Below are 22,092 nucleotides of genomic sequence, written 5' to 3' on the forward strand. Positions count from 1 at the left end.
AACAATTGTTATTGTCTTGTAAAGACTTATTGAGTTCAAAATACAACAAGTAAGCCTCCAATAAACAATTTAGTTTTCAACATTCACACATTTTTAACATGATCTGCTTGCAAAGTATTGATAATTAATGACAATCAATTCACGAGCCAAAAGTGCGTAAACTAAAAATTGCCTTAAGATTTTTACCTTTGACAAAAGTAACAATTATGAACCTCGATATTTCAGACATTCTAAAACGTTTACATATAAACGATATTAATGATGCTTTTAGTACAGGAAACCACTGGGGCAGTAGCACCGGGGCTACCGTAAAAGATATTATATCGCCGGTTGACGGCAAAAAAATAGCTTCCGTAAAATTTGCTTCAGAAAACGATTATAACCAGGTAGTTGAGCAAGCCGCCAAGGCTTTTAAAACCTGGCGCAACACCCCTGCACCAAAACGCGGCGAGATCGTGCGCCAGATTGGCGAAGCTTTACGTACCCACAAACACGACCTGGGCAGCCTGGTATCGTACGAAATGGGTAAAAGCCTGCAGGAGGGCCTGGGTGAGGTTCAGGAGATGATTGACATAGCCGACTTTGCTGTTGGTTTGAGCCGTCAGCTTTACGGATTAACCATGCACTCCGAAAGAGCCAATCACCGTATGTATGAGCAATATCATCCGCTGGGCATTGTAGGTATTATTTCGGCATTTAATTTCCCGGTAGCCGTTTGGAGCTGGAATTCCCTGCTGGCCTGGGTTTGCGGCGACGTTTGCATCTGGAAACCATCAGAAAAAACACCATTGACTGCCATTGCCTGTCAGCACATTGCCCAGGAGGTATTTAAAAAGAATAATATTGAAGAGGGGGTATCCAACCTCATCATCGGCGACCGTAACATTGGCGAGCTGATGGCTGCCGATACCCGTGTACCATTGATATCGGCTACCGGATCAACCCGCATGGGTAAGGCGGTTAGCGCGGCAGTAGGTGCCCGTTTAGGTACAAGTCTGCTGGAGTTGGGTGGTAACAACGCTATTATCATCAGCGAAAATGCCGATCTGGATATGTCGCTCATTGGTGCGGTATTTGGCGCGGTAGGTACCGCCGGTCAGCGTTGTACCAGTACACGCAGGCTCATCATCCACGAAAGTGTTTACGATGCCTTTAAACAAAAACTGGTAAATGCCTACAAACAGATCCGTATTGGCAACCCTTTGGATGAACATAACCACATGGGCCCGCTGATTGATCACGACGCTGTGAAGCTATACCTGGACTCTATCGAAAAATGTAAAGCCGAAGGCGGAAAATTCGTAGTAGAGGGCGGCAAGCTTGAGGGGGATAACTATTTATCAGGCTGTTACGTAAAACCCTGCATTGCCGAAGTAGAGAATCACTTTAAAATAGTGCAGCACGAAACTTTTGCGCCGATACTTTATTTGATCAAATACAGCACGCTTGAGGAAGCTATTGATTTGCAGAACGGTGTTCCGCAGGGTTTATCATCGGCTATTATGACTAATAATTTGCGTGAGGCAGAACAATTTTTATCCTATGCTGGTTCTGATTGTGGCATAGCTAATGTAAACATCGGCACATCGGGTGCAGAGATAGGCGGCGCGTTTGGTGGCGAAAAGGAAACCGGCGGCGGTCGCGAATCTGGTTCTGATGCCTGGAAAGTTTACATGAGGCGCCAAACAAATACTATTAATTACTCAAAAACGTTGCCTTTAGCACAAGGGATCAAATTCGACCTATAGTTAGGTGCGGGATCGGGGCGCAGTGTGAGACACACAAAACGCACCTCACTCTCCGCTCCCGCACTTATTTAATGATTTTTTTATTTTCTAATTTTTGTACATGTTCAATTACCGCAATTTATTAATCACCGGCACCACCTTATTAACTGCATTAACATTAAGCCAAACAACTTTTGCACAAGTAATTCCACCATCAGAACCCGAGCCCCCAAAAGGCTGGCAATTGATGGACCTGAAAGAAAATGGTTTTTATGGTATCAGCCTTAAACCCGCTTATCTTTTTTTACAGGGTAAAAAAAGCAAGCCTGTAGTGATAGCTACAATCGATAGCGGTATTGATACTTTGCAAAAAGACCTGAAAAGCATCCTTTGGACCAACACCAAAGAAATCCCGGGTAACGGTATCGACGATGATCATAATGGTTATGTGGATGATATACATGGCTGGAATTTTTTAGGCGGCCCGGATGGCAAAGCTGATTTTAATGAAACCACTGAAGAGGTACGTGAATATAATAAGCTGAAAGGTAAATTTGAAAATATCAGCGATACTAACGCTGTCGATAAAAAACAATACGCTTACTGGAAACGTGTTAAAACCACTTACGACAGCACCGTTAATAAATCGCGTACAGAAACCGAACAGCTGCAACCCATCATGAACGCGCTGATGGTAACCAGCGGTTATATTAAAAGAGGACTTAGCCTGCCGGCCAACGGTACTTTTAAACAAGCCGACCTGGTAAAGCTTAAGCTGGCCAATGATACCCTTACCCAAAGCAAGTATGTTTGGGATTCTATTTTCTCACAAGAGGGCACTAATAAAACCAATGCGGCAATCATCAAAGATCTGAGCGAATATCTGGCCAAATTAAATAATGACCTGTCGCCCGATCTGGAAGCGCGCAAACGCATCGTTGGTGATAATGTAGATAGCATGGACCATAAACCTTATGGCAACAACCTGCTTAAATTTACAGATGCATCACACGGTACAGGTGTAGCCGGTTTGATCGGGGCCATCCGCAACAATGGTTATGGGATCAATGGTGTGGCCGATAACGTACAGATCATGGCTATTAAAGCGGTACCTAACGGGGATGAATATGATAAGGATATTGCCAATGCTATACACTACGCGGTTGATAACGGCGCAAGGATTGTTAACATGAGCTTTGGCAAAAAAATATCGCCGCATAAAGAGTGGCTTGATGAAGCTTTTAAATACGCGGCATCAAAAGATGTACTGCTAGTACAGGCGGCAGGTAACGATAACCAGGATGTGGACGTTACTCCCGATTATCCGAATGATACCTTTTTGGATGGCACCGCCGATGCAGATAACGTGATCAACGTTGGTGCATCAGGTCCTAAATTAGGTGAACACCTGGCCGGTGATTTCTCTAATTACGGCAAAAAGAATGTCGACGTGTTTGCCCCCGGTGTTAAAGTAACTACGGTGGATACCGATGCCGAGTTTATGACCGAAGACGGCACCAGCTTTTCGTCGCCTATTACGGCAGGTGTAGCTGCTTTATTATTGGAATATTATCCAACCCTGAGCGCAAAGCAACTGAAGCAGATCATCCTGCAATCGGCAACACCATTAACCGGTACTATGGTGTTCAGGCCAGGTAGCAAAACCATTAAAGTTGATTTTGCCTCCCTGAGCAAAACCGGTGGTATTGTAAATGCCTACAAAGCACTGCAGATAGCATCCAAAACAAAAGGCGAACGGGCTAATTGATAAACGGATCTCCTATAAAGACTTTAAAATTTAAAAGCCACCCATACCGGTGGCTTTTTTTGTGGTGCTTATTTTTTCTTTTGCTATATCTCTTGTATATTCGATTGTCCCTACAACATCATTTATGAAATTTATTCAAAAAGTATTTTTTGTCGTAGGCACCGCGTGCCTCGGCACTCTCCAGGTTTTTTCGCAAACCGCAGGTAAAACCGAAAATTTACCAACCGATTATCTGAGCAAAGAGTTTCATGCCGGGCGGCGACAGGCCCTACGGGATTTGATGCCGGCAAACTCGGTAACCGTGATATTTTCATATCCCGATCAGGTTTTTTCGAACGACGTCAATTACGTTTATCACGCCAATCCCGATCTTTATTATTTCTCGGGATATAAAGAACCTAATTCGGTGCTGCTGATATTTAAGGATATACAGGCCGATGGCGATAGCAGCTATAATGAATTATTCTTTGTACGCCATCGTGATCCGCTTCGCGAACAGTGGACGGGTAAAAGACTCGGCGTTGAAGGCGTAAAGGCCAAGTTAGGCTTTAAACGTGTTTATAACAGCGAGGCTTTCATGGATTTTCCGATAGATTTTAAAAAATTCAGCGCTGTATTTTATGATAGCTCACCGGAGGATGTTACCGGCGATGGCTCAGCTGGTGAGTTAAAGAATCTGATCAGCACATTTAAAACCAAGGCCTCCGTACCCCATGTAGATAAACAATTACTGGATGATCTGACACTGATTGGTAAATATGCCAGTCCGTCAAACCTCAACCGTCTTGTAACAGGTTACCTGAAACCTAAATTAAATAAAGAAGCCTACAAAAACAGTCCCATCATACAGGAACTAATTAACAAGCCCGATTCTGCAACCCTGGTTGATGTAAAAACAAAGATCATTACCGGCTTTGGGGGTATATCAAGTTATGCTGATTTCACCAATACCCTGCGCGGTATAAAAACACCGGAGGAACTGGTGCTGTTAAAAAAATCTGTAGAGATCTCCAGCATTGCTCATGCCGAGATCATGAGGGCCATAAAACCAAGCCTATCTGAAAGAGAACTGGAAGGTATTTTTATGTATGTGCATAAAAAATATGGCGCCGAGGATGAAGGTTATCCGCCAATAGTGGGTGCCGGGGCCAATGCCTGCATTTTACATTATGAAGAAAACAACGCCACCAAACTGGAGAACCAGCTTACCCTGATGGATGTTGGTGCCGAATACCATGGCTACTCTGCCGATGTCACCCGCACCGTGCCCGCCAACGGAAAGTTTACCGATGAGCAGCGCGCCATCTATCAACTGGTATATGACGCGCAGGAAGAGATCTTTAAACTATGCAAAGAAGGGGTAGTTTATTCCAGCGTGGAGAAAAAGGCGACCGCAGTACTTGCCGCGGGCTTAATTAAGCTGGGTATCATCAAAGATGCATCGGAAGTTAAAAAATATTATCCACACGGCTGTTCGCACCATTTAGGGCTTGATGTGCATGATAAGGGCGCATATAACGGCAACCTGATGGCCAATATGGTTATTACCGTTGAGCCCGGCATTTATATACCAGCTGGCAGTCCTTGCGACAAAAAATGGTGGAATATTGGTGTGCGGATTGAGGATGATGTGCTGATAGGCAAAAATGGCGCCACCCTTTTATCTATAGACGCCCCCCGTAAATGGCAGGATGTAGAGAAAATGGCCGCCGAGAAAAGCATTTTTGATAACGCCAGTTTCCCGGGGTTGAAGTAAATTATTAAAAACACCCGTCATTGCGAGGCACGAAGACAACCGACCGGAGGGAGCTCATTAATACTGATGAAAACAAACACAATATTAATAATCCCCGATAGGCAGAGTCGCTCTGTACAGCATAGAGATTGCTTCGTACCTCGCAATGACGCAAGTATAAGAAAGAGAAAAGGCATCGGTATGACCGATGCCTTTTCTCTTTTTGTTTATCCTTTTACTTAATCCTGCTATTCTACTCCAAAACTCGTCGCAGGTAATTTACCTGGCCGAGGTGATAATTTAAATGGATAGCCAAGCGTATCAATATATAGCTGTTTGGAACTTTCATATCATCAAACATTATCGGGTATTCAGCTTCCATACGCTCATCGTCGAAAGTACTCAGCGTTTTACTGATCATCAGCATAAGCTCTTCCAATTGCGCCACGAGTTCATTCCTGGGTACATCTTTTATGATAAACTCCTGGTCGCGGTTACGAACATATCCGGTTTTCGCAAGCATCGTCCCGATCAGGTAATTGGTGCCTCCAACAACGTGCAGCACCAAGTTACCGCTTGAGTTCTTTATCGTCCCCGCTGTCTTCCACAGGTTTTCTTCATCATTGAATAAGTTGATCTCTTCAATCAACCTGCGGATATCACGCTCATAAAAATTAGCCAGTGTACTATTCAACATAACAATGATATGATCTGTCAGAAATTACTTAACCCTGCTATTCAATTCCGAAATCGGCATAGTTACCATTCTACCAATCGGTTTTTTGCCCCTGTAGGTGATCACCCTAAGCGTTGTTGCATCCTTGGGTGCATCAATGGGTTGGGTATATTTGGGGTAGAAATTATCCGGGAACGAATTATCAAAACTGTAATAAGTATCCAGACCATCTACCTCATTGGTCAGGGTTATTTTTAGCGTGCCATCAGCATTGCGTATGGCGTTGAATGAAGGGTCATAAGCGCTTGGGGCGTATTTGGTTTCGGCAGCGTTAAAACGGTCGAACTGTTTTTCTACTTTGCCGAAGAAATAGGGCCAGCTTTTCTTTTCTTTCGGCGACCATACCGACTCGGCAATAGCCATACCCCTTGGCCAGGTCATATATTCGGCCTGGCGGATGTTATACACCTGCTCGGTCCATAAATTAGCCTGCCCGCCTTTGATCAGTTTCGCGTCGACACTATCTGGCACCGGCTCAAACTCGTATGATTTGCTCAGGCGCAGCGTGGCGTATATCTTTGTTTCGTTCACGCGGTCGCTTTGCATGTAATCCAGGTAAGCAAAAGTGGTTGGGCTCATCACCACCTCATGACCCTGTTTTGCGGCTTCAATACCTCCTTTAATACCTCTCCAGCTCATTACCGCCGCATTTGGACCAAGGCCGCCTTCAATGATCTCGTCCCAGCCCATGAACTTTTTACCTTTCGATTCTACTATCTTTTCTAAACGTTTCTCAAAATAGCTTTGTACCTCCTGTTGTGTTTTCAGTCCCTCTTTGGCCATCAGTGCTTTGATGGCATCGCTTTGCTCCCAGAAATTTTTGGCACATTCATCACCGCCCATGTGTATATATCCAAACGGGAACAGCTGCGCCACCTCGGTTACTACCTTATCCAGGAAAGTGTATACATTTTCATTAGCCGGGCAAAGGGTGTTATCCACAATGGCTCTATTATGCGGACCGCTCCAATCCATGAACGGTTCGCCGGAGTTAACCACGTATTTATCAGCACCGGGCGTGCAGGATAATTCCGGATAAGCTACTACGGCAGCGAGGCTATGCCCCGGTACATCTATCTCGGGTAATATATTTACAAATCGATCTTTAGCATATTGTACCAGCTCGCGGATGTCATCCTGAGTATAAAATCCGCCATAGGTGCGTGGCTCATTATCAGCAGGCGGAGTAAATGTACCAAACTGCCCTACTTTTTTAACGTTATAAGCGCCAACCGAAGTTAGTTTTGGCAGACTCTTGATCTCTACGCGCCAGCCTTCATCATCGGTTAAGTGCAGGTGCAACAGGTTCAGTTTGTACTTCACCATGGCATCTATATATTGTTTTACCTCTGCTTTGGTAAAAAAGTGACGCGCCACATCAAACATTAATCCCCTCCAGGCAAAGCGTGGGTAATCGGTAATTTCTACACAAGGCACCGTCCATTTCACATTTTTCACCAGCTGCGCGCTTTCAATATCGGCAGGCAATAGCTGCATCAGCGTTTGTACACCATAAAACAAACCCGCCGCATCATTAGCCCTGATCACAATCTTTTTGGCTTTTACCGACAGCGTATATCCTTCGGTACCAATAGTTGCATCGGCAGTTTTATTCAGTACAAGCCTGATAGAAGCCGTTGGTGCCACACTTTTTACGATCACGGATGAACCCGCCGCGGTAGTCAGTTTCTTTTTCAGATAAGCAGTTACCGAAGCCAGCTCGGATTGGCTGCCGGCTTCCACAATAACACTTTTAGGCAGCAAGAACTGGCCTGCCAGGCGTGTTGTTTTTACCGGTTCGGGGATAATGGATAAGCCGCTTTGGGCAACCTGGCCAAACGATAGCGCGTGCACAAGGCAACAGCAAAGCAATAAGGATAATTTTTTCATACAGAAGGGATATGTTTTAATTGGGAAACGGTATGCAAATTAAACTTTTTAAATAAAATTAAAAAGTTGCAAGCTAAATTTTGTTGTTTTAAATTGCATATAAATACATCCCGTAGCTGCGCCTGCAGAACATACCCGATTGTACTGAACCAATTATTCATTTACCAGACCTTAAACCATTTACCTATGGCAACAGACAGAAGAAAGTTTTTAAAACAATTTGGCACCTCGGTTCTCCTCACTTCGGCATCGCTCACCAGCCTGGCTGCTAAAGAAGAACATGAAAAAAGAATTTTACAGGCCGAAAAACGTGTAAGTCCTAATGATAAGATCAGGATAGCCACCATAGGCATGGGCATTATGGGTTTTAACGATACCCACGCGGCCCTTACCGTACCGGGTGTGGAACTGGTTGCCGCCTGCGATCTGTACAAAGGCCGCTTGCAAAGGGTTAAGGAAGTTTACGGGCCCAATATTTTTACGACCGACAATTACCATGATATTTTAAACCGCAAGGATATTGATGCCGTTATTGTAGCCACCAGCGATAACTGGCACAGCCCCATATCTATCGAAGCCATGCACAAAGGCAAGGCTGTTTACAGCGAGAAGCCCATGGTGCACCACATCAGCGAGGGATTGAATGAGATAAAGGCTCAGCAGGAAACCAAAGCGGTTTTCCAGGTGGGCAGTCAGCGGGTAAGCGGCATTGCATTTAAAAAAGCACAGGAACTTTACCAGTCGGGCGCCATTGGCAAGATCAACGCGGTAGAAGCCTCCTTTAGCCGGCAAAGCGCACTGGGGGCCTGGCAATATACCATTCCGCTGGATGCATCGCCCCAAACGGTGGGCTGGGAGCAATACCAGGCCAACAGCAAGGTAAAACATGCCTACGATAGTAATCGTTTCTTCAGGTGGCGCAATTACCGCGAATACGGCACTGGTGTAGCCGGCGATCTGTTTGTGCACCTGCTATCGGGCATTCATTTTATAACCGGCTCCAAAGGGCCTAACAAAATATTTTCGATAGGAGGTTTAACTTACTGGAAGGATGGCCGCAATGTGCCTGATGTAATGAGCGCGGTGATCTCTTATCCCGAATCGCCGGAACACCCGGCTTTTCAGGCCACGCTAAGGGTAAATTTTGTAAGCGGTGAAGGTGACCGCGCCTCCACCAGGATCATCGGCTCTGAAGGGGTTATTGACATGAGCGATGGCGGCGGCTTCACCATCCATAAAAGCAAAATGCCGGTAGCGCCGGGTTATGGCGGCTGGGACGCCTTCGGAACTTATCCCGAAGCCATGCAAAAAGCTATTGTAGAGGAGTACAATAAAAAATATTCCGCCGCCGATCAGCAGGCCCCAAAAATGGATGATGTGGTTTACCACGAGCCCGAAGGCTATAACGATTCCAACGAACATTTCGCTAATTTTTTTGATTCGATGCGTACCGGTAGACCTGTGGTGGAGGATGCGGCTTTTGGCTTCCGCGCTGCAGCCCCCTGCCTGGCTTGTAATGATAGTTATTTCGAAAACCGAATCATTAAATGGGATCCGGTGGGTATGAAGTTGGTGTGAAAGAATACAACTCTTTGATTTGTCATCTCGAGCGAGGTACGAGGAGAGATCTTCTGCGCGAAGTAATCTATCGTAAAAGATTTCTCTCTACGTTCGAAATGACACGTGTAAAATAAGTAAGTCATGCCGAATTTATTTCGGCATCCCATCAGCAAGGTGTACAACATGATGGTTAACCTGTCCTGAGGGATCCTGAAACAAGTTCAGGATGACATTTTGGTGGCGACAGGGAGGGGTTTCTGCGCGTGAATAGTCCAATAAACCCCTCCCAGCCCCTCCCAAGGGAGGGAATCGCACTACCCTTTCTTTTGGAATTCGTGCAAAACAAAAAAGCCGCTTAACGCGGCTTTTTCTATTCTTAGTAAAATTTAAATCTTTATTCTTCCACCATTTCGCTGTTGGGGCTGTTTACTTCAGGAACCTCGTGTTTGAAATAGTGTTTCTGAAATATCAATATCATGATTACACCTACGCATATAGAGGCATCGGCAAGGTTAAATACCGGTCTGAAAAACTCAAACGGCTCATTACCCCAAACAGGTACCCAGGCAGGGAATGTTCCCTTGAACAAGGGGAAATAAAACATATCAACCACTCGCCCATGAAATAAGGGGGCGTAATTATACATGATACCATAAAAGGCAGAGTCGATAATATTACCTACCGCACCGGCCAAAATAAGTGCCACATTCATGATGAGGCCACGGTGATATTTATGCTTTATTAAATAAATAAGGCAATAAACAATACCGCATACCGCAAAAATGCGGAACAGCGTTAAAGCCAGTTTACCTGCATCACCTCCCCATTCCATACCAAATGCCATACCATTGTTTTCGGTATAGTGCAACATACCATGGCTACCCAAAAAGCGAATCTCTTCACCCATGAACATATGTGCCCTTACCCAGGTTTTAATGATCTGGTCAAAAAGAATAATAAATATAGCAGTTAGAAAAGGTTTGGTGTAAGCAGCCTTCATTTATTGCTTTAATTTAGCTTCCATAGTTAAGGTGGTGTGCGGCACGGCGCGCAAACGCTCCTTTGGTATCAGTTTACCGGTTTCGCGGCAAATACCATAAGTTTTGTTTTCAATGCGTACCAGGGCGGCTTCCAACTGATCAATAAATTTTTTCTGACGGGCAGCTAACTGGTTAATTTGTTCTTTTTCCAGTGTGGCCGAGCCATCTTCTAATGTTTTATAAGTACCGGCAGTATCGTCAGTTCCGTTAGCGTTTGGCGAACTTAAAGAAGTTGCCAGGGCGTTTAATTCTTCTTTAGCAGAACGCAGTTTATCAAGAATAAGAGCTTTAAACTCTTGCAGGTCTGATTCTGAATATCTGGTTTTTTCGTTTTCTACTTTCATTTATACTTTACTAATAACAATAAAAATTTCATTTCCGTCAATCTCTACTTTATCACCTTCATTTAATTGAGCGTCAAGCACTATGCTCTCAGCTAAAATTTCGGCGCAAATATAGGATAAATTATTTTTTACCGCTTCGCTGATATAAGGATGATCGCTAATGCGAACATTTATCTTATCAGTAACTTCAAAACCTTTTGTTTTACGCAGGTTCTGGATACGGTTTATCAACTCTCTCGCAATACCCTCCTCTTTCAATTCGTTGGTTATGGTAACATCTAAAGCCACAGTTAGTTTGCCCAAATTTGCAACTTGCCATCCGGGAACGTCCTCGGCAATGATCTCCACATCTGCAACCTGTATTAAGTACCTGTTATCAAGCACATTAACACCACCATCGCTTTCCAGTCTGGTTATGTCATCCTGTGTAAAATTATTTATAGCCTCGGCCACAGCCTTCATATCCTTGCCTACTTTTTGACCAAGCGCCTTAAAGTTTGGCTTTATTTTCTTTTTAATGAAGCCTGTGGTGTCGGTAATGTACTCAATATCCTTGATGTTTGTTTCAGACAATATTAATTCTTTTACCTGTTCCACATGATGCTTAAAGCCCTTGTCCAATATAGGTAATAATATTTTGCTGAGCGGCCTGCGAACAGGGATCTCGATCTTTTTACGTAATGATAATACCAATGACGATACATCCTGCGCCAATTGCATACGCTCTTCGAGGTCGGCATCAACCAGCTCATCATGGTAGGTTGGGAAATAAGCCAGGTGTACCGATTCAAATTCCTCTTTACCCGTAACTTTGTTCAAGTCTTTATATAAACTATCGGCAAAGAACGGCGCTATCGGCGCCATTAATTTACTAATGGTAATTAAACAGGTATACAATGTTTGGTAAGCCGACAGCTTATCATCAGAGTTATCTGATTTCCAGAAACGGCGGCGACTTAAGCGGATATACCAGTTGCTAAAATGCGCGTCGACAAACTCCTGTATGGCACGGGCGGCTTTGGTTGGCTCATAATCGGCATAAAAACCATCAACCTCGCGGCTTAGGGTATTTAACAAGGATATCACCCAACGGTCAATTTCCGGACGTTGTGCCAATGCTATCTCGGGCTCACTGTATTTAAACTGATCGATATTGGCATACAGTACAAAGAATGAGTAAGAGTTGTACAGCGTACCAAAAAACTTACGGCGCACCTCGTCAATACCTTCTTCGTTAAATTTCAAGTTATCCCATGGCGCGGCATTGCTGATCATGTACCAGCGGGCCGCGTCGGCTCCATATTGTTCAATCGTCGTAAACGGATCAACAGCATTGCCTAAACGTTTTGACATTTTGTTGCCGTTTTTATCCAGCACCAAGCCGTTTGAAACCACGTTCTTAAACGCGATCCCTTTGTTGCCCACTTTGGCATTCACTGCTTTTACTTCATCACTGCATTCGCTCAGCATTACGGCTATAGCGTGCAGGGTAAAAAACCAGCCACGGGTTTGGTCAACACCTTCGGCAATAAAATCGGCCGGGTAGGCTGCTGCAAATTCTTCTTTATTTTCAAAAGGGAAGTGCCATTGCGCGTATGGCATAGCGCCTGAGTCGAACCAAACGTCGATCAGATCGGGCTCACGGAACATTTTGTTGCCGGCTTGTGAGGTTAATATCACATCATCCACATAAGGGCGGTGCATATCTTCCAGCTTAAAGCCTTCGGGCATAAAACCTGCGGCTATCGCCTTTTCGATCTCGGCATTCAGCTCGGCTATCGAGCCGATACATTTTTCTTCTGATCCATTTTCCTCGCGCCAGATAGGCAACGGCGTACCCCAGTAGCGTGAACGCGACAGGTTCCAATCCACCAGGTTTTCCAGCCAGTTACCAAAACGACCTGTACCGGTTGATTCCGGTTTCCAGTTGATGGTTTTGTTCAGCTCCACCATTTTATCCTTTACCGCGGTGGTACGGATAAACCAGCTATCGAGCGGGTAATATAATATCGGTTCGTCTGAACGCCATGAGTGCGGGTAGCTGTGCTCATATTTTTTAACGTCAAACGCTTTATTGTCTTCTTTTAATTTGATAGAGATCAGTACATCCGTTGCCTTAAAACCAGGCTCGGCCCGCTCTGCATCGCTATAGTATTCTTCTTTAACATAGCGGCCGGCAAAATCGGTCACTTCATCAACAAAACGGCCCTGTTTATTAACCAGGGGAACTTCTTTGCCTGTTTCATCCAATACCATTACCGATGGTACGTTTTGTTCTTTACAGGCCCTGAAATCGTCCGCTCCAAAAACAGAAGCGGTATGCACGATACCTGTACCATCCTCGGTAGTCACAAAGTCGGCCGGGATCACGCGGAATGCGTTTTTCTCCAGGTCTTCATTGCTCACATAAGGCATCAGCTGGTGATAACGCAAGCCGATCAGCTCAACACCTTTAAATTCAGCCCTTACTTCCCAGGGGATAACCTTATCACCACCTTTATAATCCTGAAACGACGCGTTTTCGCCTTCGGCTTTAAAGTATTTGCCAACCAATGCTTTGGCCAATACTACACTAACCGGCTCATAAGTATAAGGGTTAAAAGTGCGCAGCTTTACATAGTCAATATTTTCGCCAATGGCCAGCGCGCAATTTGATGGCAATGTCCATGGGGTGGTAGTCCAGGCCAGTATCGCGGTGTCCTCGTTTACATCCTCAAACAAAACAGGGATCAATGGATGTTGCTGATCATTCTTTAAATGGAACTGGGCCACTATCGAAGTGTCCTTTACCATTTTATAAGTGCCCGGCTGGTTGAGCTCATGCGAGCTTAAGCCGGTACCCGACTTTGGCGAATACGGTTGTACCGTATAACCTTTGTATAAAAGATCATTTTTATAAAACTCCTTCAGGATCCACCAAAGGCTTTCAATGTATTCGTTTTCGTAGGTAACATACGGATCGTCAAGATCAACCCAATAACCCATTTTTTCGGTCAGGTCGTTCCAAACGTCGGTATAACGCATTACCTCTTTGCGGCAGGCATCGTTATAATCCTTAACGCTTATCTTTTTACCAATATCATCCTTGGTTATCCCTAAAGCTTTTTCAACGGCAAGCTCAATGGGCAGGCCATGGGTATCCCAGCCGCCTTTACGCTTTACCTGGAAACCTTTTAACGTTTTGTAACGGCAAAAAATATCTTTTATAGAACGCGCCATCACATGGTGAATACCGGGCATACCATTAGCGCTCGGCGGCCCTTCGTAAAACGTGTAGGGGTTACTTGCCGGACGACTGCTGATACTTTTGCCAAATATGTTGTTCTGCTTCCAAAACTCCAGTATCTCTTTGCCTGTTTGCGATAGGTTTAACTGCTTATATTCCTTATACATCTATATAGTTCACCTCAATTTTTAGAGGTTGCAAAAATACGGAAATTATAAATGATTTTTTTAATTTGGACGAATGAAAAATAAAGTAAGGCGTACGGTGCTGATGTTGTTGGTTGCTGTGATCCTGTTTTCGGCCGCCATGGCCATCCCGGCCTTATACCATTCCAAGTGGAAAGACCTGGTTCAGGGTGCCGCGCTGGGCTTAACCATAGCCGGCATCATCAGTATTATTACCCTGGTTATTGATTATTTACGAGAGACAAAAAAAGGTGCGTAGTTTGGCCCGATATAAATTATGAGAACTTATTTCCTTCTTTTTTTAATGTTAACCGGCAAGCTTTGCTTAGCGCAATCACCTGTTAACTCCAGACCTCCCTTTAATTTAAAACTATTTGTTAATGATAGCACATTTTACGAAGCTCAAATGGCGGCAACAATGTTTGTTATTGACAAAAAAACAATACAAATTTTTCCGGGTGAAAAACTATTTATAGAAGCAGAATTGGCGAATGATAGCCTGGTAAACCTGAAGATAGTTCCGGAAATTATCAATAAAGAAAAAACGCTAACCATAGTTTTTATGCAGGAAAACGAGCACAAACTGCATAAACAAATGAGATTAAGCATTACCAACCCATTTTCAAAACAACTGGAATATAATGCTCAAATCAATTTAATGAAATATAAAAAATGGACTAAAACCTCAGTTATGCCCGCGTTGCCAGGCTTAGAATCGTATGAAATATGGCCAGATATCATCACAACCGCAGTCCTTTATAATTTTCATTTGAAAAACTAAGTCAAATTATTAAGCATAATTAATAAATGCTCCGATTCGCCCCTCCGTCAACCTGTATGGTTGTTCCGGTTATGTAAGCAGCCTGTTCTGATGCCAGGAAGGCAACCAGCGCTGCCAGTTCTTCAGGTTTGCCAATACGGCCAAGTGGAATGCTTTTCGCCCGGTCTTTTATAGCCTGCTCGGGGTCTACGTCTTTTGGTAAGGTATGTTTTATCCTGTCGGTCAGGATCAATCCCGGAGCCACATTATTTACGGTGATATTATAAGGACCAAATTCATCGGCCATTAGTTTGGCCATCCCTACCACGCCCATCCGCATAGTGGTTGACAGCACCGAACCTCCAAGTACCGCCTTTACAGAAACACTAACAATATTGATAATGCGCCCGCTGCCTGTTTTTTGCATATGCGGCAGTACCAACCTGCTCAGGCGCGCAACGCTTAACAGGTTAAGATCAAAAGCTCTTTGCCATTGTTCATCATCAAAATTTTCGAATTTATCAAAAGGGGGGCCACCAGCATTGTTCAGCAATATATCTATCCGACCGAAAGCGTTTGCGGCTTTGCTAACGAAAGCTTCTATCTCGTCGGCTTTGGACACATCAACAGGCATAGCGATCACCTCGTTGCCGGTGATCTGTTTTATTTCAGCAGCGGTTTTATTTAATTCCGCCTCATCGCGCGAGCCAATGATCACTTTTGCACCCTCGGCAGATAAAGCTATTGCTACCGCTTTACCTAATCCTTTGCTGGCTGCTAATACTATAGCTACTTTGTTGTTGAGTTTCAGATCCATTTCAAAGCTGTTTTATTCCTCAATATCCGGTCCTTTTATTTTCTTACGGTCGACGCCGCCATCCAGGCTTAGTAAAAAAGCAGGGAGCAGCGTGAGGTTACTGATCATGGCTACCAAAAGTGTTATGGATAATAAGATACCCAATGCTACGGTTCCGCCAAATTTGGATACCGCGAATATGCCGAAACCAAAGAACAATACCGTCGCGATAAATATCATGCTCACCCCGGTTTCGCGGATCGTGTCTGATACTATCCGTGATATGCTTTTACGCGTATAGCGGAGCTCATGCCGGTAACGGGTTATAAAATAAATAGTCTGATCGGACGAGATCCCCATCGCGATACTAAATATCAGTATGGTTGATGGCTTGAGCGGGATACCAAAAAAACCCATGATCCCTGCCGTTATGATGAGCGGCACCAGGTTGGGCACCAGTGAAATGGCAATCATTTTTACCCCCCTGAACAAGATCCACATCACCCCGGCTATCAGCAAAATGGCCCAGGCCAGGCTTTCGTAAAGGTTTTTGAGCAGGTAATTGGTACCTTTTATAAAAATAATGCTCGAGCCGGTAAGCTCCACATGAAACTTTTTAGGATTAAATATCGAGTCGATACGCGGTTGCAGCTCGGCCAGTACTACATTCATTTTCTTGGACCCGGCATCAATCATTTCAAAAGTTACCCGGGTTGTACGATGATCTTTATCCAGGTAAGTATTCAGCGCGCCGGATGAGCTTTTACCCGAGTTAGCCGCATAGTTCAATATAAAATTCTGCTCCAAACCGTCGGGCAAACGATAGTATTCCGGATTGCCGCCATAAAAGGCCTGGGTCGAGAATTTCAATACCTGGATGAGGGAAATAGAACGGCTGAACTGCGGATACGAGGAGATCAGTTTTTCCAGTTTTTCCACCTTGCGGATCACGGTTTGGTTCACCACACCGTTTTTGCGTTTGGTATCGATACTTACCTCCAAAGGCAGTACCCCGTTAAAATTGGATTCAAAAAACTTCAGATCTTCCAGTGTATTGTTATGCTGCGGCAGGTCATCAACCACATAGCCATTAATATTGATGCGATAAATGCCCGCAGCCGAAATAACCACCAGCACCAGCGTAGTGATATAGATAGCTTTCCGTTTTTGATGTACCAGCGTATCCAGTTTAATCAATAAGGCTTTCATCCACTTACTGTCCTTAATACCGGCTTTTTTTGCCTTTGGGGGGGGCAGGTAACTGAATACAATAGGCACCAGTATCAGGCTCAAAGCAAATGTAGATAGTATGCCCAGCGAGGCCACCAAACCAAACTGGGTAAGCAGTTCGCTGTTGGTAAAGCACAATACGCCAAAACCAATAGCGGTAGTAATGTTGGCAATAAAAGTGGTGATGCCGGCTTTTTCGAGCGCGATGGCCAATGCCTCCATTTTATTGCCCGATATTTCAAACTCGTGATAGTATTTGTTGAGGATAAAAATAGTGTTCGGGATGCCGATAACCACCACCAGCGGCGGGATGATGCCGGTTAAAATGGTCATTTCATAGTGCATCATAAATAGGATGCCCAAACTCCAGAGCACACCCAGCACCACAATAAGTACCGGGAATATCACCGGGAAAAACGACCGGAAAAAGATGAGCAGAATGATAGCCGTGATCAAAATAGACAAGCCCAGGAACATAGAAAACTCATGCGCCACCAGGTCGCCCACAACGGTACGGATCAGCGGCAGGCCCGAGTAATGTACCTTGATGCCATGTTTTTGTTCAAAAGCTTGCCCCAATTGAAGCATTTTGTTAATGATGGGCACACGGAAAGACGTATTGATTATTTTATCGTCAAAAGTAATAGCCATTAAGGTCGACTTGCCATCGTTGCTTAATACCAAACCTTTATAAAACGGCAGGCTTAAAAGCTGCTGCTTTACACTGTCAACCGCCTGCGCAGAGGGTAGCACGCCGGTAACCAATGGCTTTACTATAAAGCGGTGCTGCAGGGTGTCCTTTTGCAAATTGTACACATTAGCAGCCGAAACCACAGCTTTAACACCATTGATCTGTTTAAGCTGTGTGCCGATCAGGTACCAGTCGTTAAACACATCTTTATCAAATATTTTGTCTGATTTGATCCCCAGAACCATCGATGAGGCATCCTGGCCAAAGGTTTGTTTAAACTGGTTATAGCGAATATAGGCCGAATCGGTAACAGGCAGCACTTTGCCCCCGTTAAAGGTTATTTTTACTTTCGACGCCTCAAAACCCATAAAAGCACTCAGTGCCAAAACGCAGATAAGTACGATGAGTCTGTTTTTAAGGATAAAAGAAGCGGTATGTTTCCAGAACATTTGAGTCACATTAAGGGCGCCGCTAAACTACGAAATTTGATTTACCCACCGGCTTAAGATATTGACATTGTGACAAAATCTTAACCTACCGCCTCATTTATAGCACGCGGGAGCAGATAATTTTAATTCATATCAGGTATTTAACACGCCAATGTTAAATGAACATAAATAACAAGGACAGGCCCCTTTTATTCCGGATTTATAGTTGTAAATTTGATTTCTTAATTTACTCATCTCTAAGAATTTAATAAATTCTAATACTGCTCTTTAAGTTCATGCCATGTTCAAAACCGATCCCCATCACATCGTTGCCATTGGCGCCTCCGCGGGCGGTATGGAAGAGATCAATTCCTTTTTTGATCACACCCCTTTAGATGGCGTATCCTATGTAATTATTCAACACTTATCAGCCGATTTTAAAAGCAGGATGCTTGATCTGCTGGTGAGGCACAGTAAGCTTATTGTTGAAGAGGCCGAAGATGGGATGAAAGTGCTATGCAACCAGGTATACCTCATCCCCAGCAATAAGTATATGACCATACGTGGGGGGAACCTGTATTTAACCGAAAAGGAAAAAATTCAGGGTCCACATTTAACCATCAACACCTTTTTTGAGTCCCTTGCTGCAAATTATGGCAAAAAAGCCATTGGTATCATATTCTCCGGCTTAGGCTCTGATGGTACAGAAGGTATAAAGGCTATTAAAAAAGCAGGCGGAATGGTGATGGCCCGCGACCCCGAAACTTCGGAGTTTAGCAGTATGCCTTCTCATGCTATCGCTACAGGATTGGTTGATTTTGTACTGGAACCCGCTTTAATGCCCGGTACCATTGAAGATTATGTAAAATATGGAGGGGATTTAATAGCCTATCAGCAGGAGGATGAAAAAGACCTTTCGGCAATTATCAACCTGATCAAAGAAAGATCACCGCTTGATTTTTCGGACTATAAACAACCAACCATATTACGAAGAACAAAAAGAAGGGCTTCAAGCCATAATTTTAATACGCTGGGAAAATACCTGAGCTATTTAAAAGAAACGCCCATGGAGGTAGATGCCCTGGCCAAGGAGTTCCTCATCAGTGTTACTTCCTTTTTCAGGGATCAGGCAGCTTTTGATTTTATTGAAAGCAAGATATTACCCGATATACTGGAAAAGCTTGCCCCGGAAGAAGAGCTGAAAATGTGGATTGCCGGTTGCGCTACTGGCGAGGAAGTTTACTCATTGGCCATATTGATAGCAGAGCAATTAACAGGCCCGTTATCGGATACGGTAGTAAGGCTGTTCGCGACAGATATTGACAGCGACGCGCTGATTCACGCAGGCAAAGGGGTTTATAGTAAAAACATTGCCCAAAACATGTCTGCGGAGCGGCTCGAAAAGTACTTTTTTAAAGAAGGCGAATTTTACCGGGTAAAACCGGTTATCCGCAAGATGGTGATCTTTGCCAAGCACGACCTTGTTAAAAACCCGCCTTACTGCAATATGCACCTGATCAGCTGTCGCAACCTGCTCATTTATATGACTCTTGTTTTGCAAAAGAAAATATTTGCTATGATGCTTTTTGGCCTCAAAAAAGATGGTTATTTATTTTTAGGATCGAGCGAAAACCCGGTGTCCATCATCAAAAACCTGGAAGTAGTCCATAAAAAATGGAAGATCTATAAAAACCTGGAAACCAAACGGGCCATAAGTTTTGAGGAATTCTCCATGCCCGATGTGCCCGATGCCAAACATACTCCATCCCGCTTTTCACCAGGCCAGATTAAAAACACAAATCATAATAACCTCTCCGAAGAGATCCATGAGAGCCTGGCCCATAAACTGGACTACCTGACTGTTTGTATCGACGAACACAATCAAGTGGTACGGTCATACGGAGATACCACAAAATACCTGCTCCATAAACATTTCAGTTCCGACCTGGCAGAGCTTTTACCCAAACCCCTTGCCGTAGCTTTTAATACCCTGAGTAAAGAGGTTTTAAAAACAAATGAAAATGTGGTGCTTAACGGGATAAAAATTAAGCAGGGCCAGCAGGTGGTTAATGTGAGCCTGTCCATCAGTCCGTTAATATTAAAAGGCAGGGAAAAATTGTTGTGGGTAACTTTCAGTGAAGATAAATCGGCCCTGCCAATACAAAAAAACGCGGTATATGATGAAAAGATCTACCTGGATCAATATATCATTAACCTGGAAGAAGAACGGAAGGACTTACAGGACAAACTTAACCTTTCCAATGAAAAACTGAATACCTCCAACGAGAACATGCAATCTTTTAATGAGGAGCTGATCTCGGCCAATGAGGAAATGCAAAGCACCAACGAAGAAATGCAATCCGTAAATGAGGAACTGCATACCATTAATTCAGATTACCAACTCAAAAACAAAGAACTGCTGGAAATTAATGACGATCTGAATAATTATTTCAGGAGTAATATTAACGGGCAATTATTCATTGATAATGAACTGCGCCTGATGAAATTTTCGCCGGGAACGGTAAAACAGATCAACCTTCTGGAATCAGACGTCGGCAGGCCGCTCAGCAATATTTCTACCAATATCAAATTCGAAACCATTTTAGATGATATTAAAAAGGTATTGGCAGAAGGCTGTGTTATTACCAAAGAAATTGAAACCAATAACGGTAAATGGTACCAGATCATGACCATGCCTTATGTGCAGCTGGCAGATCATAGCAACAATGGCGCTATCATTACTTTTTATGATATCACCGAGTTAAAAAGGATCCAGCGGGAATTCAACATCAGCAGTAAAATGTTGGGTATGGCTATCGACTCTGCCGAAATGGGGATCTGGTCGATAGACGCGACAACCCGTGAATTTATTCCATCACCACGCCTTAAAGAGCTGTTTGGCTTTCATCTTGATGAGCCAATGACTTTTGAATCGGCCATAGCCCAGATCGATAGTGAATACCAGTCCTTACTAAGAAATACGGTTGAAGCAGCCATTGACCGTGGAGAAATATGTGATGTAGAGTTCCCGCTGAAAGGATTTCATGATGGAAAACTGCGCTGGATAAGGGCTAATGGAAACCTTACGCACGACCTGGATGGCAAGCCGGCATATTTTACGGGATTGATGCTGGATGTTACCGTACATAAACAGGACGATATCCGGAAGACCGATTTTATTGCCATGGCGAGCCATGAGCTCAAAACACCACTAACCACACTGCAGGCCTATGTACAGATGCTGGCCGCCAAAGCCAATAAAGCCGGGGATACTTTTGCCGTTGGGGCCCTGGAGAAGGCCAACATACAGGTGAAAAAAATGTCGGCCCTGATCAATGGTTTTTTGAGTGCATCTAGCTTTGAGGCCGGGAAAATTTACCTGAATGAACAGTCTTTTGAGGTGAATACCCTGCTCAAGGAAATTGTGGAAGATATGATGCTGATCACCAAAAGCCACTACATCGTTGTAACCTCCGATTGTGATATTGTGGTTCGTGCCGACAGGGACAAGATAGGCCAGGTGATCACCAACTTTTTAAGCAACGCGATCAAGTATTCGTCAAAAGGAAAAAACATTACAGTTTCCTGCCGGGAAATTAAGGGCCTGGTTGAAGTAAGCATAACAGACGAAGGTTTGGGCATAGCGCTACGGGACCAGGCAAGGCTGTTCGACCGTTATTACCGCATTGAAAGCGAACAAACACAAAACATTTCGGGCTTTGGGCTGGGCCTTTACCTCTCGGCCGAGATCATTCAAAGGCATAAGGGTAAAGTATGGGTGGAAAGTGAAATGGATAAAGGATCAACATTTTACTTTAGTTTGCCATTAGTTTAATTAGCTGATATTGACCTTTATTCCATTAAACCCTTCGGTTAGTGTTGTTGCCTGTGGCTAAAGATGAGCAAGTCATCCTGAACTTGTTTCAGGATCTCTCAGGACAGTTATCCAGCGCATTGTATAACCTGCTTATGGGTT

General features: G+C 44.1%; 14 protein-coding genes. 7 read left to right on the plus strand and 7 right to left on the minus strand.

Going from position 1 to position 22,092, the window contains the following annotated elements; genetic code table 11:
• Nucleotides 1–206: 206 nt before the first annotated feature.
• The 3 genes from amaB (at nt 207) to AC57BQ_RS21240 (ending at nt 5,251) form a co-directional block, all read left to right on the plus strand.
• Complete coding sequence (gene amaB, locus AC57BQ_RS21230) at nt 207–1,748, plus strand: L-piperidine-6-carboxylate dehydrogenase (RefSeq protein ID WP_496408162.1); 1,542 nt, start codon at nt 207–209, stop codon at nt 1,746–1,748.
• A 100-nt stretch (nt 1,749–1,848) separates the two neighbouring features.
• Entirely contained in the window at nt 1,849–3,495 is a 1,647-nt protein-coding gene (locus AC57BQ_RS21235; protein WP_496408163.1) for a S8 family serine peptidase, read from the plus strand.
• Between the two features lie 124 nt (nt 3,496–3,619).
• Nucleotides 3,620–5,251 (plus strand): aminopeptidase P family protein, encoded by a 1,632-nt coding sequence (locus AC57BQ_RS21240; RefSeq protein ID WP_496408164.1) that lies wholly within the window; start codon nt 3,620–3,622, stop codon nt 5,249–5,251.
• A gap of 232 nt (nt 5,252–5,483) precedes the next feature.
• Here AC57BQ_RS21240 and AC57BQ_RS21245 read toward each other — a convergent pair whose 3' ends face one another.
• Together AC57BQ_RS21245 and AC57BQ_RS21250 are read right to left on the minus strand one after the other, a co-directional pair.
• Nucleotides 5,484–5,927, minus strand: a complete 444-nt coding sequence (locus AC57BQ_RS21245; protein ID WP_496408165.1) for a DinB family protein — start codon at nt 5,925–5,927, stop codon at nt 5,484–5,486.
• 24 nt (nt 5,928–5,951) lie between these two features.
• A complete protein-coding gene (locus tag AC57BQ_RS21250) occupies nt 5,952–7,856 on the minus strand; it encodes a beta-N-acetylhexosaminidase (protein WP_496408166.1) in 1,905 nt (634 codons plus the stop codon).
• Nucleotides 7,857–8,042: 186 nt separating this feature from the next.
• Here AC57BQ_RS21250 and AC57BQ_RS21255 point away from each other — a divergent pair, with 186 nt between their 5' ends.
• Nucleotides 8,043–9,434, plus strand: coding sequence for a Gfo/Idh/MocA family protein (locus AC57BQ_RS21255; protein WP_496408167.1), 1,392 nt, complete (start codon nt 8,043–8,045; stop codon nt 9,432–9,434).
• Between the two features lie 376 nt (nt 9,435–9,810).
• Here the strand turns inward: AC57BQ_RS21255 and AC57BQ_RS21260 are convergent, their stop codons facing one another.
• Genes AC57BQ_RS21260 through ileS form a run of 3 tightly spaced genes read right to left on the minus strand, consistent with a single transcriptional unit; the run spans nt 9,811 to nt 14,193 of the window.
• Nucleotides 9,811–10,416 carry a lipoprotein signal peptidase gene (locus AC57BQ_RS21260; protein WP_496408168.1) on the minus strand — a complete coding sequence of 202 codons (606 nt, stop codon included), beginning with the start codon at nt 10,414–10,416 and terminating at the stop codon, nt 9,811–9,813.
• Nucleotides 10,417–10,800 carry a TraR/DksA family transcriptional regulator gene (locus AC57BQ_RS21265; RefSeq protein ID WP_090469766.1) on the minus strand — a complete coding sequence of 128 codons (384 nt, stop codon included), beginning with the start codon at nt 10,798–10,800 and terminating at the stop codon, nt 10,417–10,419. It abuts the gene before it with no gap.
• Nucleotides 10,801–14,193, minus strand: a complete 3,393-nt coding sequence (ileS, locus tag AC57BQ_RS21270) for an isoleucine--tRNA ligase (RefSeq protein ID WP_496408169.1) — start codon at nt 14,191–14,193, stop codon at nt 10,801–10,803.
• Between the two features lie 73 nt (nt 14,194–14,266).
• Here ileS and AC57BQ_RS21275 point away from each other — a divergent pair, with 73 nt between their 5' ends.
• Both AC57BQ_RS21275 and AC57BQ_RS21280 read left to right on the plus strand, forming a co-directional pair.
• A complete protein-coding gene (locus tag AC57BQ_RS21275; protein ID WP_496408170.1) occupies nt 14,267–14,470 on the plus strand; it encodes a hypothetical protein in 204 nt (67 codons plus the stop codon).
• Nucleotides 14,471–14,488: 18 nt separating this feature from the next.
• Nucleotides 14,489–14,992 (plus strand): hypothetical protein, encoded by a 504-nt coding sequence (locus AC57BQ_RS21280; protein ID WP_496408171.1) that lies wholly within the window; start codon nt 14,489–14,491, stop codon nt 14,990–14,992.
• A 19-nt stretch (nt 14,993–15,011) separates the two neighbouring features.
• Here the strand turns inward: AC57BQ_RS21280 and AC57BQ_RS21285 are convergent, their stop codons facing one another.
• Nucleotides 15,012–15,788 carry an SDR family oxidoreductase gene (locus AC57BQ_RS21285; protein ID WP_496408172.1) on the minus strand — a complete coding sequence of 259 codons (777 nt, stop codon included), beginning with the start codon at nt 15,786–15,788 and terminating at the stop codon, nt 15,012–15,014.
• A 12-nt stretch (nt 15,789–15,800) separates the two neighbouring features.
• Complete coding sequence (locus tag AC57BQ_RS21290) at nt 15,801–18,137, minus strand: efflux RND transporter permease subunit (protein WP_496408173.1); 2,337 nt, start codon at nt 18,135–18,137, stop codon at nt 15,801–15,803.
• Between the two features lie 280 nt (nt 18,138–18,417).
• Between AC57BQ_RS21290 and AC57BQ_RS21295 the strand changes: the two genes are divergently transcribed.
• Complete coding sequence (locus AC57BQ_RS21295) at nt 18,418–21,951, plus strand: chemotaxis protein CheB (RefSeq protein WP_496408174.1); 3,534 nt, start codon at nt 18,418–18,420, stop codon at nt 21,949–21,951.
• The last annotated feature ends 141 nt before the right edge of the window (nt 21,952–22,092 follow it).

It is taken from the genome of Mucilaginibacter sp. BGA-UO-ETr-C110 (assembly GCF_059567985.1).